At 66.3% G+C, this 13,764-nt stretch carries 12 protein-coding genes and 2 pseudogenes; 10 read left to right on the forward strand and 4 right to left on the reverse strand.

The window, feature by feature from the left end:
• From A5906_RS16465 to hutI, 3 genes and pseudogenes are all read right to left on the reverse strand, one after another.
• Positions 1-518, reverse strand: a pseudogene (locus tag A5906_RS16465) (urocanate hydratase); the annotation flags it as partial.
• 13 nt (positions 519-531) lie between these two features.
• Positions 532-2,091 (reverse strand): histidine ammonia-lyase, encoded by a 1,560-nt coding sequence (gene hutH, locus A5906_RS16470; RefSeq protein ID WP_080136424.1) that lies wholly within the window; start codon positions 2,089-2,091, stop codon positions 532-534.
• The gene (gene hutI, locus A5906_RS16475; RefSeq protein ID WP_080136425.1) at positions 2,088-3,302 is read right to left on the reverse strand and encodes an imidazolonepropionase; all 1,215 of its coding nucleotides are present in this window, start codon (positions 3,300-3,302) and stop codon (positions 2,088-2,090) included. Before hutI ends, hutH begins: the two co-directional genes overlap by 4 nt.
• Positions 3,303-3,387: 85 nt before the next feature.
• On the opposite strand from hutI, the gene A5906_RS46385 reads away from it, so the two are divergent.
• The 9 genes and pseudogenes from A5906_RS46385 to A5906_RS16515 all read left to right on the forward strand — a co-directional run.
• Positions 3,388-3,487 (forward strand): hypothetical protein (locus tag A5906_RS46385; protein WP_430642394.1); only part of this gene is annotated, 100 nt, incomplete at its 3' end.
• A 1-nt stretch (position 3,488) separates the two neighbouring features.
• A pseudogene (locus tag A5906_RS16480) lies at positions 3,489-4,750 on the forward strand (formimidoylglutamate deiminase); the annotation flags it as partial.
• Complete coding sequence (gene hutC / locus A5906_RS16485; RefSeq protein WP_080136426.1) at positions 4,747-5,475, forward strand: histidine utilization transcriptional repressor HutC; 729 nt, start codon at positions 4,747-4,749, stop codon at positions 5,473-5,475. The pseudogene A5906_RS16480 and the gene hutC, both read left to right, overlap by 4 nt.
• Before the next feature lie 106 nt (positions 5,476-5,581).
• Positions 5,582-6,526 carry an ABC transporter substrate-binding protein gene (locus A5906_RS16490; RefSeq protein ID WP_080136427.1) on the forward strand — a complete coding sequence of 315 codons (945 nt, stop codon included), beginning with the start codon at positions 5,582-5,584 and terminating at the stop codon, positions 6,524-6,526.
• 67 nt (positions 6,527-6,593) lie between these two features.
• Positions 6,594-7,367, forward strand: a complete 774-nt coding sequence (locus tag A5906_RS16495; protein WP_080136428.1) for an ABC transporter permease — start codon at positions 6,594-6,596, stop codon at positions 7,365-7,367.
• A complete protein-coding gene (locus tag A5906_RS16500) occupies positions 7,364-8,149 on the forward strand; it encodes an ABC transporter ATP-binding protein (protein ID WP_080136429.1) in 786 nt (261 codons plus the stop codon). Before A5906_RS16495 ends, A5906_RS16500 begins: the two co-directional genes overlap by 4 nt.
• Positions 8,142-9,374: a Zn-dependent hydrolase gene (locus tag A5906_RS16505; protein WP_080136430.1), complete on the forward strand. Its 1,233-nt coding sequence runs from the start codon at positions 8,142-8,144 to the stop codon at positions 9,372-9,374. The genes A5906_RS16500 and A5906_RS16505 overlap by 8 nt, the downstream gene beginning before the upstream one ends.
• Before the next feature lie 15 nt (positions 9,375-9,389).
• The gene (locus tag A5906_RS16510; RefSeq protein WP_080136431.1) at positions 9,390-10,115 is read left to right on the forward strand and encodes a phosphoribosyltransferase; all 726 of its coding nucleotides are present in this window, start codon (positions 9,390-9,392) and stop codon (positions 10,113-10,115) included.
• Positions 10,116-10,253: 138 nt separating this feature from the next.
• Positions 10,254-11,174, forward strand: coding sequence for a catalase family peroxidase (locus A5906_RS16515; RefSeq protein WP_080136432.1), 921 nt, complete (start codon positions 10,254-10,256; stop codon positions 11,172-11,174).
• Between the two features lie 18 nt (positions 11,175-11,192).
• On the opposite strand, the gene A5906_RS16520 is transcribed toward A5906_RS16515, so the two are convergent.
• On the reverse strand, positions 11,193-12,125 hold the full coding sequence (locus A5906_RS16520; RefSeq protein WP_080136433.1) for a helix-turn-helix domain-containing protein: 933 nt from the start codon (positions 12,123-12,125) through the stop codon (positions 11,193-11,195).
• Positions 12,126-13,291: 1,166 nt separating this feature from the next.
• On the opposite strand from A5906_RS16520, the gene A5906_RS44515 reads away from it, so the two are divergent.
• The coding region (locus A5906_RS44515; RefSeq protein ID WP_245326754.1) for an MFS transporter at positions 13,292-13,764 on the forward strand (473 nt) is incomplete at its 3' end.

Raw genomic sequence — 13,764 nt, forward strand, 5'->3', positions numbered from 1 at the left:
CCGGCGGTCAGGATCCACTTGCCGGCGAGGCTGCCGCCATAGTGACGACGGCCGACCTCGACGAAGGTCTCGTAGGTGCCCTGCACGATGCCCTGGCTGCCGATATAGATCCACGAGCCCGCCGTCATCTGGCCGTACATCATCAGGCCCTGGCGATCGAGCTCGTTGAAATGATCGAGCGTCGCCCAATGCGGCACGATGTTGGAGTTCGCGATCAGCACGCGCGGCGCATCGGCATGGGTGCGGAACACCCCGACCGGCTTGCCGGACTGCACCAGCAGCGTCTGGTCGCCCTCGAGCTTGCGCAAGGCCGCCGTGATCCGGTCAAAGCTCTCCCAGTCGCGCGCGGCGCGGCCGATGCCGCCATAGACCACGAGCTCGCTGGGGCGCTCCGCGACATCAGGATCGAGATTGTTCATCAGCATCCGCAAGGGCGCTTCCGTCAGCCAGCTCTTGGCGCTGATCTCGCTGCCGCGCGGGGCGCGAATGGTGCGGTCGTTGTCCAGTCGGCGGTTCATGCGGAACACCTCTTCAGTCAAGTCGCGGAAACGGATCGGATGGAAGCGCGGCAATCGCCGCGGCCGGCAGCGCATCGGCTTCGATCAGTGCCGCGGCCTTGGCGAGATCGCCCGCCATGTAGCGGTCGGCGCCGAGCGGCGGCACCTGCTCGCGCAACGCGGCGATCACCGCAACGAGCGGCGCACTTGTCGCATGCGGCGCGCGCAGCGTGATGCCTTGGGCTGCGACCAGCAGCTCGATGCCGAGGATGGCTGCGAGATTGTCGGCCATGTCGGTGAGGCGCCGCGCGGCATGCGCGGCCATCGAGACGTGGTCTTCCTGGTTGGCGCTGGTCGGCGTCGAGTCAATCGAGCAGGCGAGCGCACGCTGCTTGTTCTCGGCATAGAGCGCGGCCGCCGTCACCTCGGCGATCATGAAGCCGGAATTGATGCCGGGATCGGGGGTGAGGAACGGCGGCAAGCCGAAATTCAGCGCGGGGTCGACCAGCGTCGCGATCCGCCGCTCGCTGATCGCGCCGATCTCCGACAAGGCCAGCGCGATTGCGTCGGCGGCAAAGGCCACCGGCTCGGCGTGGAAATTGCCGCCGGAGACGATCTCCCCGGTCTCAACCAGCACCAGCGGGTTGTCGGTGACGGCATTGGCTTCGACGATCAGAGTGCGCGCGGCCTGCGTGATCAGGTCCAGCGCCGCGCCCGCGACCTGCGGTTGGCAACGCAGGCAATAAGGATCCTGCACGCGCTCATCGCCTTCGAGATGCGACAGGCGGATGTCGCTGCCGTCGAGCAGCGCGGTCAGCGTCGCGGCCGCGGCGATCTGGCCGGCATGGCCACGCAGCGCCTGAATTTCGGGACGGAACGGCGCCGTCGAGGCCATCGCCGCATCCACGGACAGCGCGCCTGTGACGAGCGCGGCGCGGGCGAGGCGAAATGCACGCAGCACGCCTGATAGGGCGTAGGCGGTCGAGAACTGCGTGCCGTTGATCAGCGCGAGGCCCTCCTTGGGCCCTAGGATCAGCGGCGCGAGACCTGCGGCAGCGAGCGCCTCGCTCCCGGATACAGTTTTCCCGCCGACGATCGCCTGCCCCTCGCCGATCATCACCGCGGTCATATGCGCGAGCGGCGCGAGATCGCCGGAGGCTCCAACCGAGCCCTGTTGCGGCACCAGCGGACAGACGCCCCGCGCCAGCATGCCCTGCAACTGCTCGATCACCGCGCGCCGCACGCCGGAGGCCCCGCGCCCCAGCGAGACGATCTTCAATGCCATCATCAGCCGCACGATCGGCTCTGCTGTCGCCGGGCCGACGCCGCAGCAATGCGAGACGATGAGGTTGCGCTGGAGCAGCGCGGTCTGTTCAGGCGGAATGCGCTTCGAGGCGAGCTTCCCGAAGCCGGTGTTGATGCCGTAGACCGGAGCGTCCGCCTGCGCCGCCCGCGCAACAATCTGCGCAGCCGCCTCGACGCGCGGCCAGAACGACGGATCGAGGACGACGGGGGCACCTTCAAGCACGCGCACGAGATCGTCGAGGCTCACTGCCCCCGGCTGGACGACGATCGCCGCGCCCTGCTCCGTCACTGTGCTCTCCACACCCGCCTCTGCAGCGGATTGAAACCGATGCGGTAAACCAGCTCGGCGGGACGATCGATGTCCCAGATCGCGAGGTCGCACCATTTCCCGGCTTCGAGTGTGCCGGCCTGATTCAGCACGCCGAGTGCACGCGCGCCTTCGCGGGTGACGCCCGCGAGACACTCGGCCACATTCATCCGGAACAGCGTCGCGCCCATGTTCATCGCGAGCAGCAGCGAGGTCAGCGGTGAGCTGCCGGGATTGCAGTCGGTCGCGAGCGCCATGGGAACGCCATGCTGGCGAAACGCCTCGACCGGCGGCTTCTGCGTCTCGCGTATGAAGTAGAATGCACCCGGCAGCAGCACGGCCACAGTCCCGGCCTTTGCCATCGCGGCCGCGCCCGCCTCGTCGGTGTGCTCAAGGTGATCGGCGGACAGCGCCGAGTATTTTGCCGCCAGCGCAGCGCCGCCGAGATTGGTCAACTGATCGGCATGGAGCTTCACCGGCAGCCCCAGCCCTCTGGCCGCCTCGAACACCCGCGCGGTTTGCTCTCCCGAGAACGCAATCCCTTCCATGAAGGCATCGACGGCGTCGGCAAGGCCAGCCTTGGCGACGGCGGGCAACATCTCCTTGCAGACGAGATCGATGTAGCGATCCTTGTCGCCATCGGCCTCCACCGGCAGGGCATGCGCGCCGAGGAAAGATGTGCGGATCGCAACCGGCCGGTGGCGGCCGAGACTCCGCGCTGCGGAGAGTTGCCGCATCTCGGTCTCGGTATCGAGGCCGTAGCCGGATTTGATCTCCACCGTGGTCGCGCCCTCGCCAATCAGCGCATCGAGCCGCGGCAGTGCACTTTCGACGAGTTCGGCTTCGCTCGCCTTTCGCGTTGCCGCCACTGTCGAGACGATGCCCCCGCCGGCGCGTGCGATCTCCTCGTAGCTCGCGCCCTTCAGACGCAGTTCGAATTCGTGCGCGCGGTTGCCGCCGTAGACGAGATGAGTGTGGCAGTCAACGAGGCCCGGTGTGATCCAGCGCCGCTCGCAATCAATCCGATCGATCGCGTCCGCATCAACAGGAAAGTCCGCCTGCGCGCCCGCATAGGCGATACGGCCGCCGCGCGCGGCGATGAGCCCATGCTCGATCTCACCGAGATCGGGACGATCGGCGCGCATCGTGGCAAGCCGGGCATTGTGCCAGATCCGGTCGAAGCGCTCTGCCATGCGGGTATCCATTCGCCGTCGGATGCTTGACTTATATGTCTAGACATATAATCGTAAGGCGGTTCTGTCCAGCCGGCGTGTCATCATGTCCCGACTGCATTTCGCTTCCGCGCTCCTGCCCTCGGGCTGGGCCAATGACGTGCAGGTGGTCGTCACCGCCGGCGCGATCGCGGCGGTGACGCCGGNCGGGCGTAGCGCCGTCTGCCGGCGACGAGCGCCACGCGATCGCCCTTCCCGGACTTGCGAGCCTGCACAGCCACGCCTTCCAGCGCGGAATGGCAGGACTGGCGGAACTGCGCGGCGATTCCACCGACACGTTCTGGACCTGGCGCGAGACGATGTATCGCTTTGCGCTCGCGATGACGCCGGACGACGTCGCTTCTGTTGCGACGCTGCTTTATGTCGAGATGCTGGAGCAGGGTTTTACCCGCGTCGGCGAATTCCACTATCTGCACCATAATCGCGACGGCTCGCCCTATGCCGACATCGCCGAGATGGCCGCGCGGATCGCGCAGGCTGCCGAGGCCTCCGGCATTGCGCTGACGCTGCTGCCGAGTTTTTATGCGCATGGCTCTTTTGGAGGCGCAGCGCCGCATGCCGGCCAGCGCCGTTTCATCTGCTCGGTCGATCAGTTCGCCGCATTGATGGCGGCCTCGCGCAAGGCCATCGCAGATTTGCCGGGCGCCAATATCGGCATCGCCCCGCACAGCTTGCGCGCGGTGGCGCCGGACGAGCTGACCGCGATAATTCCGATCGCCGAGGGTGGTCCGGTGCACATTCATGCCGCCGAGCAGGTCAAGGAAGTCGAGGATTGCCTCGCCTGGTCTGGCCGGCGTCCGGTGCAATGGCTGCTGGAGCACGCGCCCGTCGATCAGCGCTGGTGCCTCATTCATGCGACCCACATGACGACTGAGGAAGTGGCGGCTTTCGCAAAGACTGGCGCGGTCGCCGGCCTGTGCCCGGTCACGGAAGCAAGCCTCGGCGACGGGATCTTTTCGGCTCGCGAGTTTCTCGACGCCGGCGGCCCTTTCGGTGTCGGCACCGATTCGAACGTGCTGATCGGCGTCGCCGACGAGTTGCGGCAGCTCGAATATGGCCAGCGGCTCAAGCACCGCCAGCGCAACGTTCTCTCCGGCGGCGCAGGCCGCTCGACGGGACGCTCACTGTTCGACGATGCGCTTGCCGGCGGCGCACGGGCGCTGGCGCAGCCGACGGTCGGCCTAGCGCCCGGCGCGCGCGCCGACATCGTCACGCTCGACGCCGCGCATCCGTCGCTGGCGGGCCGCACGCACGACGCAGTCATCGACGGCTGGATCTTTGCCGCGGGCGGCGCAGCGATCGATTGCGTCTGGGCCGGCGGCAACAAGGTGGTCGAAGGCGGACGGCATAGATTGCGACGGACGGCACGCGACCGCTTCAACGCGGCGGTGCGGAGGCTCGTTGCATGAGCCTCGCCACAGACGCAGCCGACCAGCCGACGCTCTACAAGCGCATCCGCGCCGACATCGAAAAGCGCATCCTGACCGGCGAGTGGCCGCCCGGCCATCGCATTCCGTTCGAGCACGAGCTGGTCGCGCGTTACGGCTGCTCGCGCATGACCGTGAACAAGGCGCTCTCGGAGCTCGCGCAGGCCGACCTGATCGAGCGGCGGCGGCGCGCCGGCTCGTTCGTGCGCCGGCCCCAGCATCAGTCGGCCGTGCTCAAGATCGCCGACATCCGCGCCGAGATCACTGCGCTCGGACGCGCTTACGGCTACGAGCTGATCGACCGCAAGCTGCGCGTGGCGACCGCTGCCGACCGCGGCCGTCTTGGCGTCAAGAAGGCCGGCAAGGTGGTCGCGATCACCTGCCGCCACAGCGCCGATAGAGTACCGTTCGCGGTCGAGGACAGGCTGATCGATCTCTCGTCCGTGCCGAATGCGGCGACTGCCGATTTTTCGCGCGAGCCGCCCGGCTCCTGGCTGCTTCACCATGTCCCATGGACAGAGGCCGAGCATACGATCAGCGCCGTCGTGGCCGACGATCGCACGGCGGAAGCGCTCGACATCGCCGTCGGCGCGCCCTGCCTCGTGATCGACCGTTACACCTGGCGCAGCGCGCGCACCATCACCGCGGTGCGGCTGCTTTATCCCGGCGACTCTCACCGCCTTGTCGCCCGATTCAAGGGAGGCTGAGATGAGAATGTCGGCACAATTCGTGCAACGCTTCGGGCAACGGTCCACGCGGGCCCACAATGATCAACAGGACGTCAATCCATCGATCGGCAAGAGGACGACTAACATGCGTAGTTCAAAGGTATTTGCGACAATCATTGCACTTGCGGCCGCCACTCCCGTGCTGGCCGACGACGTCAAGGTCGGCGTCGGCATCTCCGGATGGACCGGCTTCGCGCCGCTGACGCTGGCGAAGGAAGCCGGCATCTTCAAGAAGAACGGCCTCGACGTCACGATCAAGAAGATCCCGCAGAAGGACCGCCACCTCGCGATTGCCTCCGGCGACATCCAGTGCGCGGCGACCACGGTCGAGACCTGGATCTCCTGGAACGCCAACGGAGTCGCCACCAAGCAGATCTTCCAACTGGACAAGAGCTATGGCGCCGACGGCATGGCTGTGCGCAACGACATCGCCGCGATCAAGGATCTGAAAGGCAAGACCGTCGCCGCGTCCGCGCCGGGGACCTCGCCCTATTTCGCGCTGGCCTGGATGCTCAAGAAGAACGGCCTCACCACCAAGGACGTGACCGTCGTGAACCTCGAGCCCGCCGCGGCCGCGCAGGCCTTCGTCTCCGGCCAGAACGATGCCGCAATGACCTACGAGCCCTATCTGTCGACCGTGCGCGCCGCACCCGACAAGGGCAAGATCATCGCGACCACGCTGGACTACCCGATCGTGATGGACACCTTTGGCTGCACGCCGAAATTCCTGAGCGAGAATCCGAAGGCCGCGCAGGCGCTCGCCAACAGCTATTTCGAGGCGCTCGACATGATCGCCAAGGACCAGGCCAAGGCCTATGAGATCATGGGCGCGGACGTGAAGCAGACCGGCGAGCAGTTCGGCAACTCGGCAAAGTACCTGCGCTGGCAGGACAAGGCCGCGAACCAGAAGTTCTTCGCCGGCGACTTCCTGACCTTCAACAAGGAGGCCGCCGAGCTCCTGCTCGAGGTCGGCATCATCAAGGCCGCGCCGAAGGTCGAAGACCTCTACGACGCGAGCTTCATCAAGTAAGTTTCAACGAGCTGCCGGTCCCGCCGCGAGACGGGACCGGCGCATGACTATTCGGATAGACAGTTTGATGCGTCCCCTGGACCCTGTTACATCGAGGCAACGCATGGCCTATGGCCTGGCGTTCTTCGTGCTGTTCGTCGCCCTCTGGTCCTGGGCGACCTTCGGCGGCCATGTGTCGAAGACCTTCCTCGCCAACCCGCTGACCATGGTTCAGGAAGGCTTTGAGCTGCTGACGAAGCAGGGCTTCGTATTCGACATCGGCATGACGATCTGGCGTGTCGTCGGCGGCTTCGCGCTCGCGGCGATCATCGCGGTGCCGCTCGGCGTGCTGATGGGCGCCTACAAGCCGGTCGAGGCGTTCCTCGAACCCTTCGTCTCCTTTGCGCGCTATTTGCCGGCGTCTGCCTTCATCCCCCTCTTGATCCTGTGGGCCGGCATCGGCGAGTTGCAGAAGCTGCTCGTGATTTTCATCGGCTCGGTGTTCCAGGTCATCCTGATGGTCGCCGTGACGGTCGGCGCGACGCGGCGGGACCTCGTCGAGGCCGCATATACGCTGGGGGCGAGCGATCGCGGCGTCATCCGCCGCGTGCTGCTGCCCTCCTCGGCACCGGAGATCGCGGAAATCCTGAGGCTGGTGCTGGGCTGGGCGTGGACCTATGTCATCGTCGCCGAGCTGATCGGCTCATCCTCCGGCATCGGCCACATGATCACCGACAGCCAGGCGCTGCTCAACACCGGCCAGATCATCTTCGGCATCATCGTGATCGGACTGATCGGGCTTGTTTCCGACTTCCTGTTCAAGGCGTTCAACGCCTGGCTGTTTCCGTGGAAGCTCGCATGACCCTTCTCAAGATCGAACAGGTCTCGCGCACCTTCCCGGCACGACTCGGCAACGCGCCGACAAGGGCGCTGGAGCCGACCGACCTGACCATCGGCAACAACGACTTCGTCACCATCCTCGGCCCCTCCGGCTGCGGCAAGTCCACGCTGCTGCGCATCGTCGCCGGCCTCGACCGCCCGAGCAGCGGCCGCGTCACGCTGGACGGGCGCGAGGTGACCGGCCCCGGCGCCGATCGCGGCATGGTGTTCCAGTCCTACACGTTGTTCCCCTGGCTGACCGTGCGCGAGAACATCGCCTTCGGCCTGCGCGAGCGCGGCGTGTCCGAGGCGGAGCGAAACAAGATCGCGGATGCCTTCATCCGCCAGGTCGGATTGTCCGGCTTCGAGAACCATTGGCCAAAACAGCTCTCCGGCGGCATGCAGCAGCGCACGGCGATCGCGCGTGCGCTCGCCAATGATCCAAAGATCCTGCTGCTCGACGAGCCCTTCGGCGCGCTGGACAACCAGACCCGCGCTTTGATGCAGGAGATGCTGCTCGGGATCTGGGAGCGCGACCAGAAGACCGTGCTGTTCGTGACCCACGACATCGAGGAAGCGATCTTTCTCGGCAGCCGCGTCATCGTCATGAGCGCGCGGCCCGGCCGGGTCAAGGCGGAGATCAATGTGGACCTGCCACATCCACGCTCGTACAAGATCAAGACGACGCCCGAATTCGTCCAGCTCAAGGAGCGGCTGGTCGAGGAGATCCGCACCGAGGCGTTGAAGGTTGCCGAACATGCCTGATACCCAGCCCCGCGCCGACGGAAATCGCGTCCTCGCCGACCTCAACGCACTGCGCGCCATCGGCGCCTACAAGACCGGCGTGCACAAGCCGACCTTCTCCGAGCCGCACAAGCAATCGCTGGACTGGCTGGTGCGGAAACTGCCCGACGCCGGCCTCTCCGCGACGGTTGACGGCATTGGCAATGTTTTGGGGACCAGCACGAAGCCGGGACCGAAGCTGCTGGCCGGCTCGCATCTGGAGAGCCAGAACTACGCCGGCTGGCTCGACGGCCCGCTCGGTGTTGTCTACGCGCTCGAAGCCGCGCGGGTCCTCAATGCCGATCCCTCCGTGAAAGGCGCGGTCGAAGTCGCCGCCTGGTGCGACGAGGAAGGCCATTTCGGCAGCTTCCTCGGCTCGCGCTCCTATGTCGGGCAGGTGACCGAGGCCGAGATCGACGCTGCGCGCGATCGCACCAGCGGCCGCGCCATGCGCGATGCCCTCGCCGAGATGGGTCTCTCGGGACGCGCACGCGTCGCCGTCGAACCGGGACGGCACGTCGGGTACCTGGAGGCGCATATCGAGCAGGGCGACACGCTCGAAAGCGGCAAGCTTGCGATCGGCGTCGTGACGTCCATCGTCGGCATCTGGCAATACAGGATCAATTTCACCGGCGAGCAGAACCACGCCGGCACCACGCGGATGGCGGTGCGCAAGGATGCAGGCCTCGCGCTGGCGAAGTTCTGCGTCGCGATCGACGAGCGTTTCCCGGACGCCTGCGGTCCGCGCACGGTCTGGACCGCCGGCCGCATTACCCTCGATCCGGGCGCGCCGAGCATCATTCCTGGCGGAGCGGAGCTGCTGTTCCAGATCCGCGATGACAATCCCGCGGTCATTGCGCGGCTGGAGGAGCTGCTGCGGACTATGGCGAGCGAGGCCAGCGCGAAGGGTCCCTGCACCGTCGACGTGGAAAAAATCCGCACCGGCGCGCCTGCCATGATGGATGCGGGCATTCAGGACGCGATCGAGGCGGCGAGCAAGACTCTTGCCGACGGATGCTCCATCCGCATGCCGAGCGGCGCCGGCCACGATGCACAGATGCTCGCGACGGTGATGCCCGCGGGCATGCTGTTCGTGCCGTCGATCGGCGGCATCAGCCATCACTGGACCGAGAATACCGCCGATGCCGATATCGTCACCGGCGCACAGGTCTTCGTCGACGCCTGCCGGCGCATCCTCGGCGGCTAGGCGGCCGGTACCGGCATGACCGCGGGCGCCCCCTATACCGAGGCGACAATCGGCTATTGGCAGGACTTGACGCCGGAGGTTCCCGCGCGCTTCCCGGCGACGGCGCCCTATCGCTTCGGCTATCCCGTCACTCTGCCCTGCGGCCGCATCCTGGTCCTGCCGCTGCGGCAGCTCCCCGATGGCGACTGCGCGGTCGCCTCACTCATCGCCAACCAGGCCTCGCATCTCGTCGTCGCGGCGCTCGCCGACCACATGGCGACGCAGGCGCGCGCCTTCGATGCCGAGATCATCGTGGGACTACCGACCCTCGGCCTTGCCTTTGCGTCGCTGATCGCCGAGCGGCTCGGACAGAAGCGCTATGTCCCGCTCGGCTACTCGCGCAAGTTCTGGTACGACGACGCGCTGTCCGAGCCCGTGACATCGATCACCAGTCCCGAGACCGGCAAGAAGCTGCGGCTGGATCCAAACCTGCTGCCGCTGATCGAGGGCCGCAGGGTGGTGCTGGTCGATGACGCGATCTCGACCGGAACCACCGCCATCGCCGCCGCGCGCCTGCTGCAAAAGGTCGGCGCCGACATCGCCGGCATGGTCGTCGCGATGAAGCAGACTAATCGCTGGCAGGCCTCGACCGCAGCGCTGTCGCCACCGCTTGCGGTTCGTGCGGTCTACGGCTGCCCGCTTTTCCAGCGTGGCGAGGCCGGCTGGGTGCCTCTGGTCGAAACGCAGCCCGCCATCCCCTGATGGGCCGGGCGCGAGCATAACGCTCCCGGACGCCGCAAAGCAGACGTCTTGAGCAGGATCGGGCAAGTCCCGACCGCTTCAGGCAAGACGCCGGTTCGCACAATACCTAGCCTGTCCGCTCCACGCGAGAAGGCTCACATGTCCGACGTCCCCGCTGCAACGCCCGCATCCATCGTCGAAGCCCTGAAGGCCGTCGCCGGCAACCCGCCAAAGGTGCGCGCCAGCTTCGCCAAAGGCTGGTGCGTTCGCGGCACCTACACCCCGTCGGACCGGGCGGCAGAAGTCACGCGATCGCAGAGTTTCACTAAGCCATCGCGCGTGCTCGCACGCTTCTCGGTCGGCGGCGGCAATCCTGCCGTCGCCGACACCAACAATCTGGTGCTGCGCGGCTTCAGCTTCAAGCTCGGCGACGACGATCACCGTTCGGATATTCTGGTGGAGAGCGCGCCCGTGCATTTTGCGCGAACGCTGGACCAGATGCAGGCCTTCCTCGCGGCGCGCATCCCGGGGCCGGATGGCAAGCCTGACATGGCGAAGGTGAAGGCGTTCTCGGCGGCGAACCCTGAAACACTCAATCAGGCGAACTACATTGCCGCGCGTGCGCTGCCGGGAAGTTTTGCCGGCACGACCTATTGGGGCGTGCATGCCTTTCCGGCCACGAATGAGCAAGGCGAGACGCGGTTCATCAAGTTCAAGGTCGTCCCGGCTGGCGGCGAGATCACACTGAGCGAGGATGAGGCCAGGACGAAGCCTGCTGACTTCCTGCATGACGATCTCGGCAAACGGATCGCCGCAGGCCATGTCCGCTTCAATGTGATGGCGCTGCTCGATCGCCCGGGCGATCCCACCATGGACGTGACCATGCGCTGGCCGGATGAGGACGGTCGCGAGGAGGTGCGGCTCGGCACGATCGTGATCACAGGCTTCGAGCCGGACCCCGCCTGCGATGCCTCCATTTTCAATCCGGCCAACCTCGCCGATGGCATCGGTCACCCGCCGGACGAGATCTTTGCGGCGCGGCGCGCCGCCTACACCATCTCTCTCGCGAAACGCCGCTGACTTCGCCGGCGTCCGGCTTCACGCCTCGCTGCTGGAAGCACCGAGCGCCTCGCGGCGCCACGCCGCGGGGCTGACGCCCGCGATCGAGGAGAACACGCGCGTGAAGTGGCTCTGGTTGGCAAACCCGGCCGAGATCGCAATCTCCGACAGCGGCAAGTCGCGGACGCCCATCAACTGCTTGGCCGCCTTCACGCGCTGCTGCAGCAGCCATTGGTGCGGCGGCATGCCGACGGAGATGCGGAACGCGCGCGAGAAATGACTGACCGACAGGTCGAGCTCGGCCGCGATCTTCTGCAGCGAAAGCTTGCCGCCGAGGTCGGATTCGAGCCGCTCGCAGGCGCGTTTCGCCTGCCACGGAGCAAGCCCCCCACGCGCCAGTCCGGCCGGGCGCCGAAGTCCGCCATAGGTCTGGGCGACATGAGCGGTCAGCGCGAGCATCATATGATCGACGAAGAGCTGGTTGGCCTCGCCCGGCCGGCGCAGCCCCTCCTGCAGCGACGCACCGATGTGACGGACGATTCCATCGTCATGACCGACGCCGACCCGACAGTCGAGCTGGTCGACCCGCGGCGCGTTGCACTGCCGGGCGATGCCGTCGAGCGCCGAGCGCGGAATATAGAAGAACAGCGAATGGAACGGCTTGTCGATCACGTAGCGCGGATCGTGCTTGAGGTCATAGAGGTAGGTCGTGCCGGCGCGGACGTCCGCCTTCATGATGGATTTGCCGCGCTCCCAGAGCTCGCAATCCGGATAATCGTGAAGCTTGAGGCTGACCAGGAAGGCATCCTCCGCAGCCAGCGAGCCGGACAGGCCTCGCACCGGATGGTCATTCCGGGTCTCGGTGACCGCCAGCTCCGCACTATGCAGCGAGCGCGCGACCAGCGCGGGCGGCGCGTCCTTCAAGCGCAGGAATTGCCCAAGTCTCTGTCCGTAGGCGCCTGCCTGTGTCATCGTTTAGCCCTTCTGTGGAAGTCCACGCGCAGGCCACGGCGTCGTGCAATCTTCGCAATGCATTATCGGACATCCGCCTATGCCTGTCCACGCGGGCGGATGCAAGGCTCATCACGGATTTTCACAAATGCACGACAAATGCGGCAACGTCCCCTGGGTCGCGATCTAAAGCGCCATGAGATGTGGATGTATCGTCCATCTCCTCACTGCGTCATTGCGAGCCAACGGGTCCGCGCGAAGCGCGGCCCGATGACAGGCTCCGCGAGCAATCCAGACTGCCGCCGCGGAACGACTCTGGATTGCTTCGCTGCGCTCGCAATGACGGAGCAAGGGGCAGCATCGCCATCCAGCAACACACATTTCGAATCTCAGACACGCCTTCGCATTCTCGCGGCACAATTCGCCCGAGCTTTGCTTGATCGCTCCACCCTCAAAACCAAGAGGGCGCAGGGAAGGCCGGGTGCCGACCTCGCACCCGCGGTCCGCTGCGCGAAAGGTAGCGCAAAGGAACCGCACAGCAGCATACAGGTGGTGCCGATCACTCGGCCTTCCCTGCGCGATGGTCGGACGGCTTATGCCGCGCTCTCCCGGGAGCCGAATTCCCTCTGGCCTCCCTCACTCCCGCGGAATNCACCAGCAGCGCGCCGGTTGACGCAACTGCCGCCTCCGCAAGAGCTTGACCGTAGCAACGACGGCCAGGACCACACGGTTTTGCCGTACGCACGGCCCGCCCTATCGCCGCAGTCTTTCCAGCCCTGTCGACGGAGCCGGAAACTTGCAAACGAGACGAAGCCTAGCAGCGCCGTTCGTCCGCACGCGGTTACGAGCTCACAGGGACTACCCGCCCTGCCCGCACCTCTCGTGCCCGACGCTGCCGCGTCCACCGCAAGCCCCGGCTCGCAAACATGACGACCACATGATCGCCCCTCAAGGATGAGCCGGGATGGGCGATATCTACGACAAATCCGAATTTCGGTAAAGCAGAATATTTGCGCGCAAGGGGGTTGACGCGGCGGCGACACAGGGTCGATGGCCGCCAGCCGGTGCGGAGATTGCTCGCAGCATCTACATGGCCGCGACAATTCGAGCACGTCCCTGACATAAAGTCGCGGCAATCCTCGGGCTTGTCGGCCTCACCTCCCTCATTGCTGATTCCCGGAGTTCCAATGTCTTCTGCCGACCGGCCGGCGACACGCCTTGCGACGCGGCTCGCCTTCCTTGTCGCGGGCTTCGGCATGGCGTGCTGGGCGCCGCTGGTGCCGTTCGCGAAGGCGCGGCTCGACGTCGACGACGGCGTGCTGGGGCTGCTCCTGCTCAGCCTCGGCATCGGCTCGGTCGTCGCGATGCTTCTGACGGGAATCATGAGCGCGCGCTACGGCAGCAGGCCGATCATCATGGCCGGCGGGCTTGGTCTCGCGCTGGTGCTGCCGCTGCTGGCCATCGCGAGCACGCCAGCAACGCTGGCGCTGGCGCTCCTTGCGTTCGGCGCCGCGCTCGGCTCGATCGACGTCGCCATGAACATCCATGCTGTGGAGGTCGAGCGCGCCGCGAAAGTTCCGCTGATGTCCGGTTTCCACGCGCTGTTCAGCATCGGCGGCTTCGCCGGATCGGCGCTGATGACCGCGCTGCTCTCCTTGCG

It is taken from the genome of Bradyrhizobium sacchari (assembly GCF_002068095.1).
Classification (GTDB): Bacteria; Pseudomonadota; Alphaproteobacteria; order Rhizobiales; family Xanthobacteraceae; genus Bradyrhizobium; species Bradyrhizobium sacchari.

Excerpts from the sequence above, each read along its gene's own strand:
- hutI (WP_080136425.1), bottom strand. The coding sequence starts at position 3,302 with ATGGCAGAGCGCTTCGACCGGATCTGGCACAATGCCCGGCTTGCCACG.
- hutC (WP_080136426.1), top strand. The coding sequence starts at position 4,747 with ATGAGCCTCGCCACAGACGCAGCCGACCAGCCGACGCTCTACAAGCGC.
- A5906_RS16490 (WP_080136427.1), top strand. The coding sequence starts at position 5,582 with ATGCGTAGTTCAAAGGTATTTGCGACAATCATTGCACTTGCGGCCGCC.
- A5906_RS16495 (WP_080136428.1), top strand. The coding sequence starts at position 6,594 with ATGCGTCCCCTGGACCCTGTTACATCGAGGCAACGCATGGCCTATGGC.
- A5906_RS16500 (WP_080136429.1), top strand. The coding sequence starts at position 7,364 with ATGACCCTTCTCAAGATCGAACAGGTCTCGCGCACCTTCCCGGCACGA.
- A5906_RS16505 (WP_080136430.1), top strand. The coding sequence starts at position 8,142 with ATGCCTGATACCCAGCCCCGCGCCGACGGAAATCGCGTCCTCGCCGAC.
- A5906_RS16510 (WP_080136431.1), top strand. The coding sequence starts at position 9,390 with ATGACCGCGGGCGCCCCCTATACCGAGGCGACAATCGGCTATTGGCAG.
- A5906_RS16515 (WP_080136432.1), top strand. The coding sequence starts at position 10,254 with ATGTCCGACGTCCCCGCTGCAACGCCCGCATCCATCGTCGAAGCCCTG.
- A5906_RS16520 (WP_080136433.1), bottom strand. The coding sequence starts at position 12,125 with ATGACACAGGCAGGCGCCTACGGACAGAGACTTGGGCAATTCCTGCGC.